Source organism: Rathayibacter sp. Leaf185 (genome assembly GCF_001423885.1).
Lineage (GTDB): Bacteria > Actinomycetota > Actinomycetes > Actinomycetales > Microbacteriaceae > Rathayibacter.
Map to the genome: position 1 here is coordinate 539781 of NZ_LMPP01000002.1, position 18854 is coordinate 558634.

Consider the following 18854-nt stretch of genomic DNA (forward strand, 5'->3'; position numbering starts at 1 on the left):
CCTCGATGTCGGTGCCGCCTGATGGGCTGGGCACCTCGAGCGATTGGTGCGGAACGTGGATGGATGCAAGGACGACAGGCGCGGCGACGGATGTCCGCGGTGGTGTGCGGGAGAGCACGACGAGGTCTCGACGGTGGCCGACCGGCTGCATCGCTCGGCCGTGCGATCGCTGCCCGTGGTGCTCTGGGCGGGCAGTCGGGAGGTCGATGGGCCGAGCGCGGCGACGGTGCACGTCTCGCTGTGCCGGCCGGGTCCGGCGGGGGAGGAGCGACTGCGACTCGAGGCCGACGAGCTCGGCGAGGTCGATCTCGACCTCAGCTCGGCGGCGCGTCTCGCCAGGGGGGTGGAGACGGTGCTCGGCCTACTCGGTCACGCCTCGTGAGGCGCGGGGCGGGTTGGGCGGCAGCAGATCCATCAGCTCGATGTCGAGCGCCTCGCAGAGGGCGAACAGGGTGCGCAGCGTCGGGTTGGCGGGCGACCCCGGCTTCGACTCGCCCTTCTCGAACTTCTGGTAGGTGTATCCGGCGAGCCCCGCCGCGTGCGCGATGCGCTCCTGGCTCTCGCCCTTCGCGATGCGGGCGCGGTGCAGGGTGGTGCCGAGCTCACGCGCGTAGGCGGCCCAGTCGCGTTCGGGGGTGGGAGTCGACATCCGGCCAGCTTCCGAGATGTTCGGCTCCCGGTCAGCCATATGCAGATGGGAAATTCGCTGTGGGCATACTCGGGTGGCCTGAGCGGGCCGGTGACCGGTCATTCGGGGGGTAGGCGCGCACCGCCTAAGATGGCCGGGTGCCAGTGAACACCGAACTCGTCGGGCGCGCCTTCGCCCCCACCGAGCCCTATCAGGTGGGTCGTGAGAAGGTGCGCGAGTTCGCGCGCGCCGTCTTCGCGATGTCCCCCCTCCACCACGACCCCGAGGCCGCCCGGAGCGCCGGATACGCCGACGTGATCGCGCCGTCGACCTTCCCCGTGGTGATGCAGGAGTTGACCATCGCGCAGATGCTGGCCGAGCCCGACGCCGACATCGACTTCAGCCGCGTCGTCCACGGCGACCAGCGGTTCGCCTACAGCCGCCCCATCGTCGCCGGCGACGAGCTGACGGCGCAGCTGACCATCGCGGGCGTGAAGCGGCTCGGTCCGCACTCCATGATCACGATCGAGTCCTTCATCGCCGACGACAACGGCGAGCACGTCGTGACCGCCGTGTCCACTCTCGTCGTCAGGGGAGACGAATGAGCGCCGAGCGCACCACCCCGGCCGGAGCCGTCGTCGACGCTCCCGCCGGCCGTCCCGTCCTCTCCGACCTCGAGGTCGGCCAGGTGATCGCCGAGCGCCGTTTCCACTTCGATCGCGACACCCTCGTCCGCTACGCCGCCGCCTCCGGCGACTTCAACGCCATCCACTACCGCGACGACGTCGCGGCCGAGGTGGGCCTCCCCGGCGTCCTCGCCCATGGCATGCTCACGATGGGCACGGCCGTCCAGGTCGTCGTCGATTGGATCGGCGACCCCGGCCTCGTCGTCGACTACCGGGTCCGCTTCACCCGCCCGATCGTCGTCGACCCGCGGGACGGCGCCGAGGTCGACGTCGTGGCGAAGGTCGGCGAGATCGACTCCGATGCCGGCGCCGCGCGGATCGACCTGGCGGTCACCGTCGCCGGCCAGGCCGTGCTGGGGAAGGCCCAGGCGCGCGTCTCGCTCGTCTGACCCGTCCCCGATGACCACCCCCTCCCTCTCCTCCCTCACGACTCTGAGGGTCGGCGGCGCTCCCGAGCGCTGCTTCGAGGCCGCGACCGCGGACGAGCTCGTCTCGGTGCTGCACGAGCTGTGGGCCGAGGACGAGGCGTGGCTGCTCGTCGGCGGCGGCTCGAACCTCCTCGTCGGTGACGACGGAGTCGAGGGCACGGTCGTCCTGGTGCGCACGACCGGCGTCGAGCGCCTCGAGTCCGAGCGACCGGGCGCCGTGCACCTCCGTGTGCAGGCGGGCGAATCGTGGGACGGCCTCGTCGCCACCGCTGTCGAGCGCGGCTGGGCCGGGCTGGAGGCCCTCAGCGGGATCCCCGGCACCGTCGGCGCATCGCCGGTGCAGAACATCGGCGCCTACGGGCAGGAGCTCTCGGACACTCTCGTCGCGGTGTCCTTCCTCGACGAGGACGCTTCGGAGCCGGTCAGGCTGACCGCCGCCGAGCTCGGTCTCGGCTACCGCACCTCCGTCATCAAGCAGGGTCGCCGCGGCGCGGTCCTCGCGGTCGAGTTCCTCCTCGAGGAGGCGGGCGCGGGCGGGGCCGGTGCTCCGGTCGCCTACGCCCAGCTCGCCTCGGCGCTCGGAGTCGCGCTCGGCGACCGGGTGCCCCTCGCCGAGGTGCGCGAGACGGTGCTGCGCCTTCGAGCCGCGAAGGGCATGGTTCTCGATCCGCGCGACCCCGACACCGCGAGTGCCGGCTCCTTCTTCACCAACCCGATCGTCACGACCGCGTTCGCCGGCGGCCTGCCGCCCGCCGCACCCCGCTGGCCGGTCGAGCCGGTGCACGAGGCCGCGGTCGTCACCCCGCTCTCGGCCGTCGAGGCGGGCGAGCCGGTCGGCGTCCCCGCCCCCTCGGCACCCGGCGAGCTGGTCAAGCTCAGCGCCGCCTGGCTGATCGAGCACTCCGGAGTCTCACGCGGCTTCGCGCTGCCCGGCTCGCGCGCCGCCGTGTCGAGCAAGCACACGCTCGCGCTCACCAATCGGGGCGGAGCGCGGGCCGAGGAGATCGCCGAGCTCGCCCGCTACGTGCAGGGCAGGGTCCTCGCCGAGTTCGGCGTCCTCCTGCACCCCGAGCCGGTCGTGGTCGGCACCACCGTCTGACCCGTGCGGGTCAGGAGTCCCGCCGGATCCAGCGGAACGTGAGCCGGCAGGCGACGAGGCCCACGACCAGCCAGACGGCCAGGACGAGGGCCACTCCGCCGAGATCCCACGAACCGTCGACCTCGAGCTGCTCGAAGTCCGACGGCAGGAACACGGCGCGCATCCCCTGGGCGATCCACTTCAGCGGGAACACGCTCGCGACGTTCTGCAGCCAGTCGGGCAGCGTGGTGAACGACAGGTACGACCCCGAGATGAACTGCAGCACCAGCAGCGGAGGCACGATGACGGCCGTCGCGCTCTTGCCCGATCGAGGGAGCGCCGAGACCGCGATGCCGAGGATCGCCGAGGTGGCGACTCCGCCCAGGTACACCCAGGCGAAGGTCGCCCAGCGCCCGCTGTCGCTCGGCAGCTCGACCGAGAAGACGGTCGCCGCCACGATCAGGAGGAGCGCGGTCTGCGCGAGGCTCGTCACGAGCACCTGCCCGAACTTGCCGAGGAAGTAGCTCAGCACGGGCAGGGGAGCCCCGGCGAGGCGCTTCAGGGTGCCGTCGCTGCGCTCGACCGCGATATCGACGCCGAGGTTCTGCACGCCCGAGAGCAGGATGCCCGCCGCAGCGAGCCCCGGCACGTAGTACTCGGCCATCGTGATGCCCGGGTCCTGCGGGTCGGCCTGCATGATCGCGTTCTCGCCGAAGGCGACCGAGAAGATCGTCAGCAGCAGCACCGGGAAGAGGAACGTGAAGAAGACCTGGTCGGGCGCGCGGAAGTACGACCGGACCTCGTAGCGCGCCCGCGCGGCGCCGAGGCGCAGTGTCCGGACGGGGCCGTAGCGGAGGGGCGTCGAGCGGATCGGCTGCCGGGTCACGGTGCTCATGCGGGCTCTCCGATGCGGTCGAGGGAGTCGCCCGCGCGGTCGTCGCGGATGAGGTCGAGGTAGATGTCCTCGAGACTCGGCCGCACCACCGCGAGGGCGGTCGGCTCACCCAGGCGATCGCTGAGCTCGGCGACGGTGCGCGCGGGCTCGGAGGAGCGCACGCGCCGCAGCAGCCCGCCCTCCTCCCACTGCACGATCGGCACACGCGCCTCGTCGCCGCCGATCTCGCTCACCGGGCCGATCGCGAGCAGGCGGCCGCCGGCGATGACGGCCGCGCGATCGCCGAGCCGAGCCGCCTCGTCGAGGTAGTGGGTGGTCAGCAGGATCGTCGTGCCCTCGCTCTTGAGGAGCGCGACGAGATCCCAGAAGGAGTGGCGCGCCTCCGGATCGAAGCCCGTGGTGGGCTCGTCGAGGAACACGAGCTCGGGACGGCCGATGATGCCGAGGGCGACGTCGACGCGGCGGCGCTGACCGCCCGAGAGCTTGCCGATGCGCGAGCGCGCCTTGGCGGTGAGCCCGACCGCCTCGATCGTCTCGTCGACGTCGCGCGGATGCGGGTAGAGGCCGGCGAAGTGCGCGATCTGCTCGCGGACCGTCGCGTTGCCGGATTCACCGCTGGACTGCAGCACGATCCCCAGGCGCGACTTCCAGGCGAGATCGCCGTGCCGCGGGTCGGTCCCGAGCACGCTCACCTCGCCTCCTGAGCGGTCGCGGTAGCCCTCGAGGATCTCGATCGTCGTCGACTTGCCGGCGCCGTTGGGCCCGAGCAGCGCGAAGGTCTCGCCGCGGTGGATGTCGAACGAGATCCCGGTGACGGCCGGCGCACCGCCGTAGTCCTTCCGCAGATCGCGGACACGGACCGCGGGCTCATCGCTCATCCCACCAGCGTGCACGAACCCCGCCCTCAGCGACAGTAATAGTCCCCATCCGCCCCTTTTCCCCTAGCAGAGGCGCCCACACCCCGCGACTGCTATGGCTTCCACCGATCCGGACCGGTGTCGTGCATCGGTCCGGATCGAGCGCCTGCAGACCCCCGACCCCGTTCGAGCGCAACCGGCGATTCGCGTCTCAGCGAATCGTTGTGCGCGAACGCGACCCGCTCTCTGGATCGCGACCCCCTCGGAAGCCGACTGCGGCTGATCGACGACGAAGGAGGAGATCAGCTCGAGGGACACCGCGACTGCGGCCGATCGACGACGAAGGAGGAGAGAGGCTAGGAAAACAGCGCCTGGAGGCGCTTCACGCCTTCGAGCAGCGCGTCGTCGCCCAGGGCGTAGGACAGCCGGAGGTAGCCGCTCGGTCCGAAGGCCTCGCCGGGCACTGTGGCGACCTCGGCCTGCTCGAGGATGAAGTCGGCGAGCTCGAGCGAGGTCGTCGGAGTGACGCCGCGCCACTCCCGGTTGAGGAGGCCACGGACGTCCGGGTACACGTAGAACGCGCCGCCGGGGGTCGGGCACTCGACCCCGTCGATCGCGTTCAGCTCGGCGACGATGGTGCGGCGACGACGGTCGAAGGCGAGGCGCATCTCCTCCGCCGGCTGCTGCGGGCCGGTGAGGGCGGCGATCGCCGCGCGCTGCGAGATGTTCGAGACGTTGCTCGAGAGGTGCGACTGCAGGTTCGAGGCGCCCTTGATCGCGTCGGCCGGGCCCACCATCCACCCCACGCGCCAGCCGGTCATCGCGTAGGTCTTGGCGACGCCGTTGACCAGGATGGTGCGGTCGCGCAGTGCGGGCACGGCCTCGACGATCGAGGTGGCGCTCTCGAGCGGCGCCGCGTCGTCCTGGCCCTCGGCCGCGTAGACGAGGTTCTGGTAGATCTCGTCGGCGATGACCCAGAGACCGTGCTCGTCGGCCCACCGGCCGATGGCCGCGGTCTGCTCGGCGGAGTAGACGGCCCCGGTGGGGTTGGACGGCGACACGAAGAGGAGGACCTTGGTGCGCTCGGTGCGCGCCGCCTCCAGCTGCTCGACCGTGACGAGGTAGCCCTGGTCGGCTCCCGCGAAGACGTCGACCTGCACGCCTCCGGCGAGCTTGATCGCCTCGGGGTACGTGGTCCAGTAGGGAGTGGGGACGAGGACCTCGTCGCCGTCGTCGAGGAGGGTCTGGAACGCCTGGTACACGGCCTGCTTGCCGCCGTTCGTCACGACGACCTGCGAGGGCTCGACGGCCCATCCGGAGTCGCGCGCCGTCTTGTCGGCGATGGCCTGCCGGAGGTCGGGGAGGCCCGCGGCCGGCGTGTAGCGGTAGTTCCTCGGGTCGAGCACCGCGGCCGACGCGGCCTCGACGATGTGCTGCGGCGTCCGGAAGTCGGGCTCGCCCGCGGCGTACGAGATGACGGGCCGCCCCTGCGCCTGGAGGGCCTTCGCCTTCGCGTCGACCTTGAGGGTCGCGGACTCGGCGATGGCGGAGATGCGGGCGGAGATGCGCGTGGGTGAGGACACGATCGTCAGCGTATCCTCTGCGCGCGGGAGCCTCCATCCGCGGCCCGGCGCTCGGCTGGACACGCCCCACGGGGCCACGTACACTCGTCCGAGGTAGTCGAACTCTGCCCCGATTCACTGCGCCCGAGAGGGTGCCGGAGGGGTGGAGCAGGGTCCGATTCCTCCTCGGATGCTCGCAACGGCATCCATAGGGCGGTGGCTCAATTGGTAGAGCAGCGGTCTCCAAAACCGCAGGTTGCAGGTTCGAGCCCTGTCCGCCCTGCACATCGATGCCCGTCGCACGCGGTCCCCGCGAAGCAGCGGACATCGGTCCAGGGCCGCCCGATGGGCGGCCGGCCACACCGGAGGTTCCGGTGCGGGAAAGGTGCGTGCAGGTGGCCGGGAAAGCAGTCGACGAGCCGAGCGAGGACGTCGTCGCGATCGCGAATCAGCAGCGAGCCGCGCGGCGCAATCCGTTCGCGAGAATCGCCCTCTTCATCCGGCAGGTCATCGCCGAGCTGAAGAAGGTCGTCACGCCGACCCGCAAAGAGCTGGGCAACTACGTCGTGGTGGTGCTGATCTTCGTCGTCATCATGATGGCGCTGGTCTCGTTCCTCGACTGGGTGTTCGCGCTGGCCGTGACCTACGTGTTCGGCACACCCGCCACCTGAGCCCGGAGGCGTCCGCGACCGCGAGAGCGGCGGACGCCGGCGACAGCGGTGCGCGGCCCGACGGGTGCGCACCGGATCGAACGAGAGAGAGTTGTGACGAGTGTCTGACAGAAACCGCGACGACGTCGACTGGGCGACGGCTGCCGAGCAGTCGTCGGAGGTCGACGAGGCGCAGGAGGGCGGGACCCTCGCCCAGGCTGAGGACGCCATCGAGCCCGCCGAGGAGGGCGCGCTGAGCGTCATCGACGAGAACGAGTCCGAGGACGACCTCGCCTCCGACCTGGAGGCCGCGCTTGACGCCATCGGCTCGATCGACGACCCCGAGGCCGACGAGGCCGTGGACGAGGCCGCGCACATCGACACCGTCGAGGAGGCCGAAGCGGCCCTCGAGGCCGTCGAGGACGAGGCCGAGGTCGCCGCGGAGGACGCGGAGGCCGAGGGCGAGGACGTCGCCGACATCGACCCCTACGAGGCGTTCCGCACCGAGCTCCGCGGCAAGATGGGCAAGTGGTACGTCATCCACTCCTACGCCGGCTTCGAGAAGCGCGTGAAGTCGAACATCGAGAACCGCAAGGTCTCGCTCGAGGCCGAGGACTACATCTTCGAGGTCCAGGTCCCGATGGAGGACGTGGTCGAGATCAAGAACGGCCAGCGCAAGATGGTGACCCGCGTGCGGATCCCCGGCTACGTGCTGGTGCGCATGGACCTCAACGAGGACTCGTGGTCGGTCGTCCGCCACACCCCCGGCGTGACCGGCTTCGTGGGCAACGCCCACAACCCGACCCCGCTGCGCTTCGAGGAGGCCTTCACGATGCTGAAGAGCCTCGTCGAGATCAAGGAGGTCGCGCCCTCGAAGGCTCCCGGCGCCAAGGGCCAGAAGCAGGCGCAGCGCGTCCTGCCGGCCGAGGTCGACTTCGAGATCGGCGAGACCATCACCATCAAGGAGGGCTCGTTCGCGGGTCTGCCCGGATCGATCAGCGAGATCAAGCCCGAGAGCGGCAAGCTCACGGTGCTGGTGTCGCTCTTCGAGCGCGAGACCCCGGTCGAGCTGTCGTTCGACCAGGTCACCAAGCTCTGACGCACATCGTCCCGCCCGAACGCCTCCTCCGCACCGTCGGAGGGGGCGTTCCGCGTTGCGGTCTCCCCGGAGTCGCCCTGTCGGTACCGGGCTGCAGCGTGTAAGCTCGTACGGGTTTTCGTGTCGGCGCCCAACTGCGTGCGCGCCGGCCGACCCTCCTCCACCGCGATCCGACTCCGTCGGGTGCGCGGGAGAGCGGCCGGGAACCCCCGACCACTCGAACCCTGAGAAAAGGAATCCTGAATGGCCCCCAAGAAGAAGGTCACCGGCCTGATCAAGCTCCAGATCAAGGCCGGCGCGGCGAACCCCGCGCCCCCGATCGGTCCGGCGCTCGGTCAGCACGGCGTCAACATCATGGAGTTCTGCAAGGCGTACAACGCGCAGACCGAGTCGCAGCGCGGCAACGTCATCCCCGTCGAGATCACCGTCTACGAGGACCGTTCGTTCACGTTCATCCTCAAGACCCCGCCCGCCGCGGAGCTCATCAAGAAGGCCGCCGGCGTCGCCAAGGGCTCGTCGACCCCGCACACCGTCAAGGTCGCCAAGCTGACCCGCGCGCAGGTCCGCGAGATCGCCGAGGCGAAGCAGGCCGACCTGAACGCCAACGACATCGAGGCCGCGTCGAAGATCATCGCCGGCACTGCTCGTTCGATGGGCATCACGGTAGAGGGCTAGTCCTCCGCCCTTCCAGAACTCAACACCCGTGGGAGAGCCCGCCAGGCTCTAGAACCACATTCTCGTTTCAAGGAGAAACAACATGGCACAGAAGTCGAAGGCCTACCGGGCCGCCGCGGCCAAGCTCGAAGAGGGCAAGTTCTACACCGCCGACGAGGCGGTCGCGCTCGCCCGCGAGACCGGTTCCGCCAAGTTCAACAGCACCGTCGAGGTCGCCCTCAAGCTCGGTGTCGACCCGCGCAAGGCCGACCAGATGGTCCGCGGCACGGTCATCCTCCCGCACGGCACGGGCAAGACCGCCCGCGTCATCGTGTTCGCGACCGGCCCCGCGGCCGAGGCCGCGATCGCTGCGGGCGCCGACGAGGTCGGCGGCGCCGAGCTCATCGAGAAGGTGGCGGGCGGCTACACGTCGTTCGACTCCGCCGTCTCGACGCCGGAGCTCATGGGCCAGGTCGGTCGTCTCGGAAAGGTGCTCGGCCCCCGCGGCCTCATGCCCAACCCGAAGACCGGCACCGTGACCCCGGACGTGGCCAAGGCCGTGACCGAGATCAAGGGCGGAAAGATCGAGTTCCGCGTCGACAAGCACGCCAACGTGCACCTCGTCGTCGGCAAGGCCGCGTTCACCGAGGAGCAGCTCCAGGAGAACTTCAAGACGGCTCTCGACGAGATCAACCGTCTCAAGCCGTCCTCCTCGAAGGGTCGCTACATCCAGAAGGCCGCCGTCTCGACGACGTTCGGCCCCGGCATCCCGCTGGACGTGAACGTCCTCTCCTGAGCCTCGGCTCGGCAGTGACGAGGAGGGGGTCCGCTTCGGCGGGCCCCCTCCTTCGTCGTCTCCGGGTGCGGTCATACTGATCTGCATGCCCGACACGAGCACCCCCGCGATCCGCCGCGCCGTCGCCTCGGACGCCGTCGCCCTCGCCGAGCTGGCGGCCGCGACGTTCCCGCTCGCCTGCCCCCCGCACACCACTGCGGAGGCGAAGGCCGACTTCGTCCGCACGGTGCTCTCGGTCGAGCGGTTCCGCGAGTACCTCGCCGAGGAGGCTCGGGTGCTGTTCGTCGCCGAGGACGAGAGCGGGGCGGTCGGGTACACCATGCTGATCCGCGGCGAACCCTCGGACGCGGACGCCGCCTCCGCGATCACCCACCGGCCGACGGTCGAGGTGAGCAAGTGCTACGCGCTGCCCGCCCGGCACGGATCGGGCGTCGCCGGGCTGCTGATGAGCGCCAGTCTCGACGACGCGCGGGAGAGCGGTGCACGCGGCGTGTGGCTCGGCGTGAACCAGGAGAACGAGCGGGCGCGCCGCTTCTACGCGAAGCACGGCTTCGCGGTCGTGGGCACGAAGCGCTTCCTCGTCGGCGGGCGCTACGAGGACGACTTCGTCCTCGAGCGCGCCCTCGCCTGACGCGTGGTTCGCGACATGCCTCTTCGGTACGCCTCCGTCGGCGTGTCGCGTACCGAAGAGGCATCTCGCGAGGCGGTCAGCCCTCGGCGACGGTGAGGACGATCTTGCCGCGGGTGTGGCCGGTCTCGAGCTGCTCGTGGGCCTCGCAGGCGCGGGCGAGCGGGAAGATGCCGTCGATGAAGACGCGGACGTCGCCCGACTCGAGCAGGCGCGAGATCACGGCGAGCGTGGCGCCGTCGGGGGCCACCTTGTAGGTCGAGGCGCGCACTCCGGCCTCAGCCGCCTCGGGGAAGAACTCGGGCCAGCTGCCCGTCGGTGCGTTCACGATCAGCCCGCCCGGGCGCAGGACCTTCAGCGAGCGCGAGCCCGTGCTGTCGTGCACATTGCCGACCAGGTCGATCACGACGTCGACGCCCGAGAGCATCTCGTCGAAGCGCTCCTTCGTGTGGTCGATGACCTGGGAGGCGCCGAGCTCGCGCAGCCACTGCAGGTTGCGCGTGGATCCGGTCGCGATGACCGAGGCGCCGAAGTAGGCGGCGAACTGCACCGCGAAGTGGCCGACGCCTCCGGAGCCGGCGTGGATCAGGATCCGCTGCCCCTCGTGCGCCTTGGCGAGCTCGACGACCATGCCCCAGGCGGTCAGCGCCGCGAGCGGCACGCCGGCGGCCTCGACGTGCGAGAGGGTCGAGGGCTTCCGGGCGATCGAGACGCTCGGCACGCTCACGTACTCGGCGTAGGAGCCGGAGTAGCGGGGCACCATCACGAAGCCGTAGACCTCGTCACCCGGCCGCAGGGAGTGGGCGGGGTAGGGGCTCGAGACGACGACGCCCGAGAAGTCGTGGCCCAGCACGGCAGGGTAGGAGGCGATCTGCGAGGCGACTCCGCGACCCGCGCGCGTCTTCGCGTCGAGCGGGTTCACTCCCGCCGCGATCACCTTGACGGTGAATTCGGCGTTGATGGCCGTCGGTGTGGGCACCGTCGCGAGGTGGAGGACGGCGGCGTCGCCCGGTGCATCGATGACCGCCGCCGTCATGGTGTCCGGCAGGACGACCTCCTCCGGGATCTCCCCGATCGTGAGGCCGTGCCCGAGCGCACTGTTGTGCATCATCGCCCTTCCTGTTGCGCCTCGGTGATGCTTCGAGCGGAGGGGACGGCGGAATCCCGCCCCCGGACCCCGCTTCCGAGTGCCGCGCTCAGTCAATCGAGGTAATGAGTCCGGGCTGTTTCGGCGGTGTCACCCCCCGGAGAAGATTGCTGCGATGGCCCCCGGAAGGGAGGGTACGACGGTCGCTCGGCGGCCGTCTGGCACGATGAGGGTATGCAGCAACGGTCCGCGCGGGGAGTCCTGCTCGTGGCCGGCTCGTTCCTCGTCCTGGCGGGCCTCGCGCTCCTCCTCGCCGCGCGGGTGAGCATCGGGACCAGCCGCTGGGTCTACGTCAGCGAGATGGGCGCCCCCGACATGGCGACGGCCGGGACCTTCCGGATCGCACTCGTCCTGGTCGCGATCGGCGGCACCCTGACCGGGGCCGGCGCGTGGAGTGTGCGGGTGCGCCTGCTGCGGAGCCTCCGGCCCGCGCTGGCGATCCTCCTGGCCGCCGGCTGCTTCGCCCTCGCCTCGCAGGTGACCTGCACGGCCGGCTGCCCGCTGCCCGTCGGGCCGAGCTTCAGCTGGCAGGACCTCGTGCACACGTCGGCGGCGGTCCTCGGCTTCGCGGCGGCGTGCGTGGCCATGCTGCAGCTGTCGACGGCACGCGAGAGGCCGGGAGTCGCGCGGCTGTCGCTCGTGGCGGGCGTCACGGTCGCGCTCGTGGCCGGCGCGGGCGCGATCCTGTCGCTCCTCCGGGTCTGGATGGGCGTCGGAGGCACGCTGGAGTTCGTCGCGACGGTGATCGCGGTGCTGTGGCTGGTGTTCGTGGGTCTGGTGCTGGCGGCCGAGGAGGTCAGCGCCGCGCGAGCCAGTCGCGGACGTGACCGCGGATCAGCTCCTGCTGCTGCGCGAGACCCGCGTCCCGCGCAGGGACCCGCTCGAGGTCTGCGTCCGGAAGAGCCCTAGCCCACTGCTCCGCGACGGCGACGGGATGCACGGGGTCGCGGTCGGCCGCGATCACCAGGGTGCGCGCGATCACTCCGGCGAGCTCGCCCGAATCGCGGTAGGCGGAGTTGCGGGGGATCTCGGCGAGGCGGACGGCGCGCTCCGCGGCATCCGGGGCGCGGAACTGGGCGACGAGCGCCTCCGCCGAGGCGGGTGAGACGTCCGCGGCGCGCTGGAACAGGCCGGAGGCCCGGAACATCCGCTCGCCGCGCTTGGCGCCGTGATCGTGCAGGAGCTGCGCGATGACCGGGAACACCGACAGGTTCTCGGGCAGCGGCTCGGCGGTGAAGGCGGGGCGCACGAAGACGGCGCGGTCGATCGGCAGCACCTTGCGGCTGGCCAGCCGGAGAGCGATCGCGGCTCCCATCGAGATGCCGAGCACGGTGAGCGGCTTGTGCGCGGCGCCGGCGCGGACCACCTGCTCGGTGACCTCGTCGGCGAGGGAGTCGAGCGAGAAGTCGCCGGCCGAGCCGAGCTCCTCGGAGGCGCCGTGCGCGCGGACATCGGGAGCGATCACCTCGACCCCGGCCGGCAGCGCCGCGCGCAGGAGCCCGAGCGGCTGGGAGCGATCACCGCCCAGGCCGTGCAGGAGCAGGACGGTCACCGCCTGCCCGCGCGGGTTCTCTCGTGCAGCTCGGCCATCAGCATGCCGGCGAGGCGGACGAGCATGTGGATCTCGTCCTCGTCCCGGTCGACCCAGCGGCACTCGGGGTCGGCGTCGAGCGGGACGAAGTCGCGGTGCTGCTCCCAGACGACGAGCGTGCGCTCGGCGCCGAGCACGTACTGCTGCCAGAAGACCTGGCGCAGGTAGTGGCGCGGGATGCTCTTCCACGGCTTGGTGGTGGTCTTGATCTCGCACAGCTCGAGGCGGCCGTCCTCGCGGAGGCCGATGCCGTCGGGGGTGGCGAGGTGGCGGCGCTCCTGACTGGCGTGGAAGAGGGTGCTGCTCGGCTCGATGGCGTGCTCTCGGCGGACCCAGGCGGCGATCTCGGGTTCGCGCGCCCGGCCGTGATCGGTGAAGGCGTTGCCTCCGAAGCCCGTGCCGTAGAGCTTGTCGAGCGCCGCCTTGTCGATGGCGGCGGGGGAGGAGAGCCGGGCGACGTCGGTCGCGGTGATCCCCCGCGAGCGGGCCCGGAGCCAGGCGACGCGGTCGTTCGAGTTCGCGACGACCCGCTTCAGGTGCGGCGGCTCTGCCTCCACGAAGACGGGCTGCGTCTCCCAGGGGAACGAGAGCTGCAGATCGGGCACCGAAGAAGTCTGCGCCCGATCCGCCGCCGAGCCGAATCGGCACGCCGCGCCGCCGTGTTCGCTGCGCGCGAGATCCGGGACCCGTCCCGGAGGGGCGGGGCGGGTGAACCCGGCCTAGGGTCGGCGGAGGATCGGAAGAGGGAGTCGATGATGGACGTGATCTTCGTGCACGGAGCGCTGGTGCGCGACGGGGCCTGGTGGTGGCGGCGGACGGCGGAGCTGCTCGAGGAGCGCACCGGGATCGGGAGTCGCTCCGTGGCGCTGCCGTCGTGCGGCGAGGCCGCTTCGGAGGATCGCGGGCTGGTGGCCGACGCCGCGGCGCTGCGGGCCGTGCTCGATGAGGTGGACTCCGCGATCGTTGTCGGCCACTCCTATGGCGGCACCGTGATCGCCGAGGTGGGCGCACACCCGGCCGTCGCCCACGTCGTGCTGGTGTCGTCGTACCTGCCGGAGGTCGGGCAGTCGCAGGGCGCGATCATGAGCGGCGAGGCCGACCCGGTCTCGATCGGCGAGGCGGACGCCGGCTCGATCGCGGTGACCGGGTACGACGAGCAGTCGTTCGCGGCCCGATTCCTCCAGGACGCGGATGCGGAGGCGCAGCGCGGCGGGTGGGAGCGGGTCACGGCGCAGCACCTCGAGTCGTTCACGACTCCGACGAGCGCGGCGGGGAGGTCCGGCGTCGAGTCGACCTACCTGGTCTGCGCGGAGGACCGGAGCACCTCGGTCGAGCTGCAGCGGCTGCACGCTGCGCGCGCGACACGGTCGGTGGAGCTGCCGACCGGGCACCACCCGTTCCTGTCGCGGCCGGACCTGGTCGCCTCGGAGCTCGAGGGCGTGCTCGCGCGCCTCTGACCGGTTGTCGCCCTCGGCTGGGCGGGGGCCGCCCGGAGACGGCCCCCGCTCGGTCAGAACGCGGCCGCTCCCGCCTCGGCGACCGTCTGGTCCTGCTCGATCGAACCGGTCGAGACGCCGATCGCGCCGACGATGCGGCCGTCCCGCACCAGCGGGATCCCGCCGGGGAAGACGACGAGCCGACCGCCGTGGGCGTCGTTCAGGCCGAAGAGGTCCCCGGTCGGACGGGTGGCCTCGGTGAGATCCCGCGTCTGCGTCTGGAACGCGATCGCGGTGTAGGCCTTGTTGATCGAGATCGAGATGCTGCCGATGTTCGCGGTGTCCATCCGCACGTGCGCCTTCAGGTGCCCGCCGGCGTCGACGACGGCGATGTCCTGCGGCTGGCCGATCTCATCCGCCTTCGCGAGGGCGGCGTCGATGACGCGGCGGGCGTCCTCGAGGCTGAGGGAGTCGCCGATCTTCTCGTTGTTGCCCATGGTCTCGTTCCCCGGCTCAGAACGTGCGGATCGGGATCTCGGCGGGAGCTGCGAGCAGCTCCTTGATCTCGTCGTCGAGCTTGACGAGCGTGATCGAGGCACCGGCCATGTCGAGCGAGGTGCAGTACTCACCGACGTAGCTGCGGACGGGCCGGATGCCGAGCGCGGTGAGCTTCTCGTGGGCGATGCCGTAGAGGAGGTAGAGCTCGGAGATCGGAGTGCCGCCGAGGCCGTTGATCATCAGGGCCACCTCGTCGCCGTCGGAGTACGGCAGGTCGGCGATGATCGGGTCGAGGAGCAGGTCGACGATCTCGTTCGCCGACACCATCTTCTGGCGGGCGCGACCGGGCTCGCCGTGGATGCCGACTCCGAGCTCGATCTCGTCGTCGCCGAGCTCGAACAGGGGCGAGCCCTTCGACGGCGGGGTGCAGGCGGTGAGCGCGACGCCCATCGTGCGGGTGACCGAGTTGACCTTCTCGCCGACGCGGACGACCTCGTCGAGCTCGGCGCCCGCCTCGGACGCCGCTCCGACCGCCTTGATGACGAAGAAGTTGCCGGCGACCCCGCGGCGGCCGATCGTGTAGGTCGAGTCCTTCACCGCGACGTCGTCGTCGATGAAGAGCGTCTTGACCTTGATCCCCTCGGCGTCGGCGATCTCCTCGGCCATCTCGAAGGCCATCTTGTCGCCGGTGTAGTTGTTGACGAGCAGCAGCACGCCCTTCGCGCTGTTCACCCGGCGTGCGGCCTCGGTGACGTAGTCGGTCGGAGGCGCCGCGAAGACGTCGCCGGGACAGGCCGCGTCGAGCATCCCCCTGCCGACCACCATGACGTGGGCGGGCTCGTGACCCGAGCCGGAGCCCTGCACGATCGACACCTTCGCGTCGTTCGGCGCATCGGCCCGGATCACGAGGTTGTACTTCGGGTCGTAGACGAGAGTGTCCGGGTTCGCGAGCGCGAGCCCCTTGAGCATCTCGGGGACGAACGCCTGCGGGTCATTGACGAACTTCTTCATGGGTGGTCCTCACTTCATCGTGGGTCGGGGAGTCGGGAGTGGTGGTCGGGTCACCAGGTGTCGGCGATGCGCTCGGCCAGCACGGCCATCGCGATCGCACCGGGGTCGGGCGAGCCGATGCTGCGCTCGCCGGTGTACGAGGCTCGGCCGCGGCGGGCCTGGAGGGTCGAGGTCGCCTCCGCGGCGGATCGAGCGACGTCGGCGGCGTGGCGGGCGATCTCGGCGGGGGGCCTCCCCTCCGCGGCATCGGCCTCGATCGCGTAGGTCATCGGCACCAGAGCGTCGAGGAGGGTCTTGTCGCCGAGGTCGGCGCCTCCGCGCTTCTTGATGCCCTCGACCGCGGCGCGCAGCATGGCGACGACGTCGGCCGGCTCGAGTTCGTGCCTGCCCTTGATCGTGATCGCGGCGCGGAGGAACGCGGTGCCCCAGATCGGACCGGAGGTGCCGCCGATCCGGCCGCTCATTGTCGTGGCGACCTTCTGGAGGAAGGCGCCGAGGTCGGAGCGGTCGAAGGTGTCGAACTCGGCGAGCACGTTCTCGAAGCCGCGGGCGAGGGAGTAGCCGAAGTCGCCGTCACCGGCGACGGCGTCGAGGTCGCAGAAGTACTTCTCGTTGTCGACGCAGGTCTGCGCGATCAGCCGGACGGTGGATTCGAGCCGGGTCTCGGTGTCAGTGCTCATGGAGGGTCCTCGTATCGGAGTATTCAGCGGGTGAGGAGGGTGGTCAGGATGGCGAGGTCGACGCGGTCGCCGACCTCGAGGCCGCTCGGGTTCGCCAGCACGCGGGCCGGCTGCGACGGAGGGTCGCCGAGGCTGTCGACGACCAGCGCGGCGCCGGAGAAGTCCTCCTCCGCGGTGAAGCTGCTGACCGTGACGACGGTGGTGAGGCCGGCCGCGACGGCCGCCCGCAGGCCGTTGGCGCTGTCCTCGATGACGACGGCGTCGGCCGGATCCACGCCGAGCGAGGTGAGCGCGAGCTCGTAGATGTCGGGGGCGGGCTTCTTGCGGGGGACGACGTCGCCCGCGAACACCGCGAACCGCGAGGCCGTCCCGGTGCCGACGGCGTGCTCGAGCACCGCGCGCACCGACGCCTCCGCCGAGGTGGAGGCGACGGCGAGGAGCCAGCCCGCCTCGAGCGCCTCGGTGACGATCCGCGCGATCCCCGGCCGGCCGGGCATCCGTCCGGCGCGGACCATCGCGGTGTAGCGCCGGGTCTTCTCGGCGTGCCACTCCTTTATCAGTGCCTGCTGCTCCTCCTCCGACGCGGGCAGACCGGCGCGCTCGACGAACTCGGGAGTGAGGAGGGAGGCGAGTCGCTCCTTCCCGCCGCCGATCCGGAGCACCTCGGCGTAGTCGCTCTCGCTCCACCTGACGGGGAGGCCCGCGTGCTCGAAGGTCTCGTTGAAGGCCGGCAGGTGCCCGTCCCGCTCGGTGTCGGCCAGGACGCCGTCGCAGTCGAAGATCAGCGCGCGGGTCATCGCGCCCGGCCCTCGGCGCCGAACCACGCGATGTGCTCGGCGATGGTGTCCGTCACCGCGGTCGAGATGTCGGCGATGAGCTTGGGTGGGTCCCAGGAGTCGGAGTCGCGCGCTCGCTCGAGGTGGGCGAGCGACGCCTGCATGTAGGCGTGCTTGACCGCGGTCGAGATGTTGATCTTCGACACGCCCGCGTCGATGAAGGCGCGGAAGTCGCTCTCGGTGAGGCCCGTTCCTCCGTGAAGCACGATCGGCCGGTCGGTCAGGGCCGCCAGAGCGGCGGCTCGCTCGGGGAGGATCTCGGGGTCGGCCTTGTAGAGCCCGTGGCTGGTGCCGAGCTGCGGGGCGAGCAGATCGGCACCCGTCCGGTCGCCGACCTCGGCCAGCTGCTCGACGGAGTAGGCGTGCGGCGCATCGTCGCTGCCGACGCCGTCCTCGACTCCGAGGATGTTCTCGATCTCGGACTCGACGTCGACCCCGGCGGCGTGCGACTGCTCGACGACCTCCTCCGTCTCGCGCACCGCGTCGTCGAAGCCCCGGTCGGAGGCGTCGAAGAGGACGGAGGACCAGCCCGCGGCGACGACCTCGTCGATCACCGCGCGGTCGGGGCAGTGGTCGAGGTGCAGGGCGATCGGCACCGTCGCGTCGCGGGCGAGGGCGGCGAACAGGGCGGTGATGAAGGAGCAGCCCGCCGTGCGGACGGTCTTGGTCGAGATCTGCACGATCAGCGGGGCGCTCGTGCGCTCGGCGGCCGCGATGACCGCTCGCATGCTGATCTCGTCGAAGACGTTGACGGCCGGAACGGCGTAGCCGCCGCTCCGGGCGGTGCGGGTGAGAGTACGGGTGGAGACGTCCACGGGGGCGTTCCTCACTTCCTCGTGAGTGGTGCTGCACCGCATCGTCGCGGCGTCTGCGTCGGACCATACCTGCCTATACCGCCCTATACAAGTAGGATTGCGGTTGACTGGCTGGGGAACGACCGACAGGAGACGGAGCATGGCCGAGGTCATCGATCGGAACTCCGCCGTCCCGATCTACCAGCAGCTCGAGGACATCCTCCAGGCGCGGATCGCGAGCGGCGAATGGCTGGACGGCGGGCGCATCCCCTCCGAGAACGAGCTCAACCGCGAGTACGGGCTCAGCCGCATGACGGTGCGCGGAGTGCTGAACAAGCTCGCCGCCGACGGGCTCGTCGTGCGCGTGCCGGGCAAGGGCACCTTCGTCGCCCCCGAGAAGATCAGCGCGGTCTCACCGGCGTACCGCGGCATCCGCGAGCAGCTCGAGGTGCTCGGCTACGCCATCTCGACGCGGCTCGTCTCGCTGGCGCGAGGTGTCGCTCCGGGCCGGGTGCAGAAGCGCCTCGGGCTGACGGCCACCGACGAGGTCTTCGCGATCGTGCGACTCCGCTCGGTCGACGGCAAGCCGCTCAGCGTGCACCGCTCGTTCGTGCCGGCGGCCCTCGCGCCGACGCTCGACGGGCTCGACGTCGTCGGGGAGCAGCTCTGCGTGGTGCTCGAGGACCACTTCGCGCTCGATATGCACGACGTGTCGGAGGGACTCGAGGCCGTGGCCGTCGGGGAGGCGGACGCCGCCCTGCTCGGGCTGCACCGGGGGGACCCTGCCCTGCAGCTCACCGACGTGATCTCGAGCCGGGCCGGAGTCGCGTTCGAGTACTCGACGATCGTGTTCCGCGGCGACCGGATGCGCCTGCAGTTCGACTACACCCGGCCGTAGGC

Annotated in this window: 24 protein-coding genes and 1 tRNA gene; 13 read left to right on the top strand and 12 right to left on the bottom strand. The window is 71.0% G+C overall.

The genetic code is table 11. The annotated features are described in order from the left end of the window. Positions 1–133: 133 nt before the first annotated feature. Complete coding sequence (locus tag ASG06_RS09860) at positions 134–382, top strand: hypothetical protein (RefSeq protein WP_056041540.1); 249 nt, start codon at positions 134–136, stop codon at positions 380–382. Here the strand turns inward: ASG06_RS09860 and ASG06_RS09865 are convergent. Next, positions 362–649, bottom strand: a complete 288-nt coding sequence (locus ASG06_RS09865; protein ID WP_056041542.1) for a helix-turn-helix domain-containing protein — start codon at positions 647–649, stop codon at positions 362–364. The two genes, ASG06_RS09860 and ASG06_RS09865, sit on opposite strands and share 21 nt — an antisense overlap. 137 nt (positions 650–786) lie before the next feature. Here ASG06_RS09865 and ASG06_RS09870 point away from each other — a divergent pair, with 137 nt between their 5' ends. The 3 genes from ASG06_RS09870 to ASG06_RS09880 are packed head-to-tail and all read left to right on the top strand — an operon-like array spanning position 787 to position 2841. Continuing rightward, positions 787–1233 carry an FAS1-like dehydratase domain-containing protein gene (locus tag ASG06_RS09870; protein WP_082499114.1) on the top strand — a complete coding sequence of 149 codons (447 nt, stop codon included), beginning with the start codon at positions 787–789 and terminating at the stop codon, positions 1231–1233. After that, positions 1230–1703 carry a MaoC/PaaZ C-terminal domain-containing protein gene (locus ASG06_RS09875; protein ID WP_082499115.1) on the top strand — a complete coding sequence of 158 codons (474 nt, stop codon included), beginning with the start codon at positions 1230–1232 and terminating at the stop codon, positions 1701–1703. Before ASG06_RS09870 ends, ASG06_RS09875 begins: the two co-directional genes overlap by 4 nt. A 10-nt stretch (positions 1704–1713) precedes the next feature. Continuing rightward, positions 1714–2841, top strand: a complete 1128-nt coding sequence (locus tag ASG06_RS09880; protein WP_056041546.1) for a UDP-N-acetylmuramate dehydrogenase — start codon at positions 1714–1716, stop codon at positions 2839–2841. Positions 2842–2851: 10 nt separating this feature from the next. Here the strand turns inward: ASG06_RS09880 and ASG06_RS09885 are convergent, their stop codons facing one another. The 3 genes from ASG06_RS09885 to ASG06_RS09895 all read right to left on the bottom strand — a co-directional run bounded on the left by ASG06_RS09885 (position 2852) and on the right by ASG06_RS09895 (position 6155). Then, a complete protein-coding gene (locus ASG06_RS09885) occupies positions 2852–3715 on the bottom strand; it encodes an ABC transporter permease (RefSeq protein ID WP_056041548.1) in 864 nt (287 codons plus the stop codon). Further along, positions 3712–4593, bottom strand: coding sequence for an ABC transporter ATP-binding protein (locus ASG06_RS09890; RefSeq protein ID WP_056041550.1), 882 nt, complete (start codon positions 4591–4593; stop codon positions 3712–3714). The genes ASG06_RS09885 and ASG06_RS09890 overlap by 4 nt, the downstream gene beginning before the upstream one ends. A 335-nt stretch (positions 4594–4928) precedes the next feature. Beyond that, the gene (locus ASG06_RS09895) at positions 4929–6155 is read right to left on the bottom strand and encodes a pyridoxal phosphate-dependent aminotransferase (protein ID WP_056041552.1); all 1227 of its coding nucleotides are present in this window, start codon (positions 6153–6155) and stop codon (positions 4929–4931) included. Between the two features lie 189 nt (positions 6156–6344). Here ASG06_RS09895 and ASG06_RS09900 point away from each other — a divergent pair. From ASG06_RS09900 to ASG06_RS09925, 6 genes are all read left to right on the top strand, one after another. Next, positions 6345–6417, top strand: a tRNA-Trp gene (locus ASG06_RS09900). A gap of 112 nt (positions 6418–6529) precedes the next feature. Beyond that, complete coding sequence (gene secE / locus ASG06_RS09905; protein ID WP_056041554.1) at positions 6530–6805, top strand: preprotein translocase subunit SecE; 276 nt, start codon at positions 6530–6532, stop codon at positions 6803–6805. 100 nt (positions 6806–6905) lie between these two features. Further along, on the top strand, positions 6906–7883 hold the full coding sequence (gene nusG, locus ASG06_RS09910; RefSeq protein WP_056041556.1) for a transcription termination/antitermination protein NusG: 978 nt from the start codon (positions 6906–6908) through the stop codon (positions 7881–7883). A gap of 243 nt (positions 7884–8126) precedes the next feature. After that, on the top strand, positions 8127–8558 hold the full coding sequence (gene rplK, locus ASG06_RS09915; protein WP_056041558.1) for a 50S ribosomal protein L11: 432 nt from the start codon (positions 8127–8129) through the stop codon (positions 8556–8558). 82 nt (positions 8559–8640) lie between these two features. Continuing rightward, positions 8641–9333, top strand: coding sequence for a 50S ribosomal protein L1 (gene rplA, locus ASG06_RS09920; RefSeq protein WP_056041560.1), 693 nt, complete (start codon positions 8641–8643; stop codon positions 9331–9333). A gap of 85 nt (positions 9334–9418) precedes the next feature. Further along, complete coding sequence (locus ASG06_RS09925) at positions 9419–9964, top strand: GNAT family N-acetyltransferase (RefSeq protein WP_056041562.1); 546 nt, start codon at positions 9419–9421, stop codon at positions 9962–9964. Positions 9965–10040: 76 nt separating this feature from the next. Here ASG06_RS09925 and ASG06_RS09930 read toward each other — a convergent pair whose 3' ends face one another. Then, positions 10041–11069, bottom strand: a complete 1029-nt coding sequence (locus tag ASG06_RS09930) for an NADP-dependent oxidoreductase (protein ID WP_442965607.1) — start codon at positions 11067–11069, stop codon at positions 10041–10043. A 213-nt stretch (positions 11070–11282) separates the two neighbouring features. On the opposite strand from ASG06_RS09930, the gene ASG06_RS09935 reads away from it, so the two are divergent. Next, positions 11283–12017 (top strand): DUF998 domain-containing protein, encoded by a 735-nt coding sequence (locus tag ASG06_RS09935; protein WP_056041564.1) that lies wholly within the window; start codon positions 11283–11285, stop codon positions 12015–12017. Here ASG06_RS09935 and ASG06_RS20245 read toward each other — a convergent pair. Both ASG06_RS20245 and ASG06_RS20250 read right to left on the bottom strand, forming a co-directional pair. Further along, the gene (locus ASG06_RS20245; RefSeq protein WP_056041566.1) at positions 11905–12660 is read right to left on the bottom strand and encodes an alpha/beta hydrolase; all 756 of its coding nucleotides are present in this window, start codon (positions 12658–12660) and stop codon (positions 11905–11907) included. The two genes, ASG06_RS09935 and ASG06_RS20245, sit on opposite strands and share 113 nt — an antisense overlap. Continuing rightward, positions 12657–13295: a YqaJ viral recombinase family protein gene (locus ASG06_RS20250; RefSeq protein WP_197409416.1), complete on the bottom strand. Its 639-nt coding sequence runs from the start codon at positions 13293–13295 to the stop codon at positions 12657–12659. The genes ASG06_RS20245 and ASG06_RS20250 overlap by 4 nt, the downstream gene beginning before the upstream one ends. Positions 13296–13451: 156 nt before the next feature. Here ASG06_RS20250 and ASG06_RS09950 point away from each other — a divergent pair, with 156 nt between their 5' ends. After that, complete coding sequence (locus ASG06_RS09950; RefSeq protein ID WP_231727672.1) at positions 13452–14156, top strand: alpha/beta fold hydrolase; 705 nt, start codon at positions 13452–13454, stop codon at positions 14154–14156. A gap of 53 nt (positions 14157–14209) precedes the next feature. Here ASG06_RS09950 and ASG06_RS09955 read toward each other — a convergent pair whose 3' ends face one another. From ASG06_RS09955 to ASG06_RS09975, 5 genes are read right to left on the bottom strand one after another with little or no spacing between them, the layout of a single operon-like run. Further along, positions 14210–14632 (bottom strand): GlcG/HbpS family heme-binding protein, encoded by a 423-nt coding sequence (locus ASG06_RS09955; RefSeq protein ID WP_056041570.1) that lies wholly within the window; start codon positions 14630–14632, stop codon positions 14210–14212. Positions 14633–14648: 16 nt separating this feature from the next. Continuing rightward, complete coding sequence (gene dhaK, locus ASG06_RS09960; RefSeq protein WP_056041572.1) at positions 14649–15644, bottom strand: dihydroxyacetone kinase subunit DhaK; 996 nt, start codon at positions 15642–15644, stop codon at positions 14649–14651. A 50-nt stretch (positions 15645–15694) separates the two neighbouring features. Then, on the bottom strand, positions 15695–16324 hold the full coding sequence (dhaL, locus tag ASG06_RS09965) for a dihydroxyacetone kinase subunit DhaL (protein ID WP_056041574.1): 630 nt from the start codon (positions 16322–16324) through the stop codon (positions 15695–15697). 23 nt (positions 16325–16347) lie between these two features. Beyond that, positions 16348–17121, bottom strand: a complete 774-nt coding sequence (locus tag ASG06_RS09970; protein ID WP_056041576.1) for an HAD-IA family hydrolase — start codon at positions 17119–17121, stop codon at positions 16348–16350. Then, positions 17118–17975, bottom strand: coding sequence for a class II fructose-bisphosphate aldolase (locus ASG06_RS09975; protein ID WP_056041579.1), 858 nt, complete (start codon positions 17973–17975; stop codon positions 17118–17120). The genes ASG06_RS09970 and ASG06_RS09975 overlap by 4 nt, the downstream gene beginning before the upstream one ends. A 139-nt stretch (positions 17976–18114) precedes the next feature. On the opposite strand from ASG06_RS09975, the gene ASG06_RS09980 reads away from it, so the two are divergent. Further along, on the top strand, positions 18115–18852 hold the full coding sequence (locus ASG06_RS09980; protein ID WP_056041581.1) for a GntR family transcriptional regulator: 738 nt from the start codon (positions 18115–18117) through the stop codon (positions 18850–18852). Positions 18853–18854 lie beyond the last annotated feature (2 nt).

Bases quoted from the DNA above. Each gene is read 5' to 3' on its own strand.
- ASG06_RS09935 (WP_056041564.1), top strand. From the start codon at position 11,283: ATGCAGCAACGGTCCGCGCGGGGAGTCCTGCTCGTGGCCGGCTCGTTC.
- ASG06_RS09930 (WP_442965607.1), bottom strand. From the start codon at position 11,069: ATGCACAACAGTGCGCTCGGGCACGGCCTCACGATCGGGGAGATCCCG.
- ASG06_RS09875 (WP_082499115.1), top strand. From the start codon at position 1,230: ATGAGCGCCGAGCGCACCACCCCGGCCGGAGCCGTCGTCGACGCTCCC.
- ASG06_RS09970 (WP_056041576.1), bottom strand. From the start codon at position 17,121: ATGACCCGCGCGCTGATCTTCGACTGCGACGGCGTCCTGGCCGACACC.
- ASG06_RS09950 (WP_231727672.1), top strand. From the start codon at position 13,452: ATGATGGACGTGATCTTCGTGCACGGAGCGCTGGTGCGCGACGGGGCC.
- dhaL (WP_056041574.1), bottom strand. From the start codon at position 16,324: ATGAGCACTGACACCGAGACCCGGCTCGAATCCACCGTCCGGCTGATC.
- ASG06_RS09865 (WP_056041542.1), bottom strand. From the start codon at position 649: ATGTCGACTCCCACCCCCGAACGCGACTGGGCCGCCTACGCGCGTGAG.
- rplA (WP_056041560.1), top strand. From the start codon at position 8,641: ATGGCACAGAAGTCGAAGGCCTACCGGGCCGCCGCGGCCAAGCTCGAA.
- ASG06_RS09980 (WP_056041581.1), top strand. From the start codon at position 18,115: ATGGCCGAGGTCATCGATCGGAACTCCGCCGTCCCGATCTACCAGCAG.
- ASG06_RS09925 (WP_056041562.1), top strand. From the start codon at position 9,419: ATGCCCGACACGAGCACCCCCGCGATCCGCCGCGCCGTCGCCTCGGAC.
- ASG06_RS09955 (WP_056041570.1), bottom strand. From the start codon at position 14,632: ATGGGCAACAACGAGAAGATCGGCGACTCCCTCAGCCTCGAGGACGCC.
- ASG06_RS09880 (WP_056041546.1), top strand. From the start codon at position 1,714: ATGACCACCCCCTCCCTCTCCTCCCTCACGACTCTGAGGGTCGGCGGC.
- ASG06_RS09890 (WP_056041550.1), bottom strand. From the start codon at position 4,593: ATGAGCGATGAGCCCGCGGTCCGTGTCCGCGATCTGCGGAAGGACTAC.
- ASG06_RS09885 (WP_056041548.1), bottom strand. From the start codon at position 3,715: ATGAGCACCGTGACCCGGCAGCCGATCCGCTCGACGCCCCTCCGCTAC.
- dhaK (WP_056041572.1), bottom strand. From the start codon at position 15,644: ATGAAGAAGTTCGTCAATGACCCGCAGGCGTTCGTCCCCGAGATGCTC.
- rplK (WP_056041558.1), top strand. From the start codon at position 8,127: ATGGCCCCCAAGAAGAAGGTCACCGGCCTGATCAAGCTCCAGATCAAG.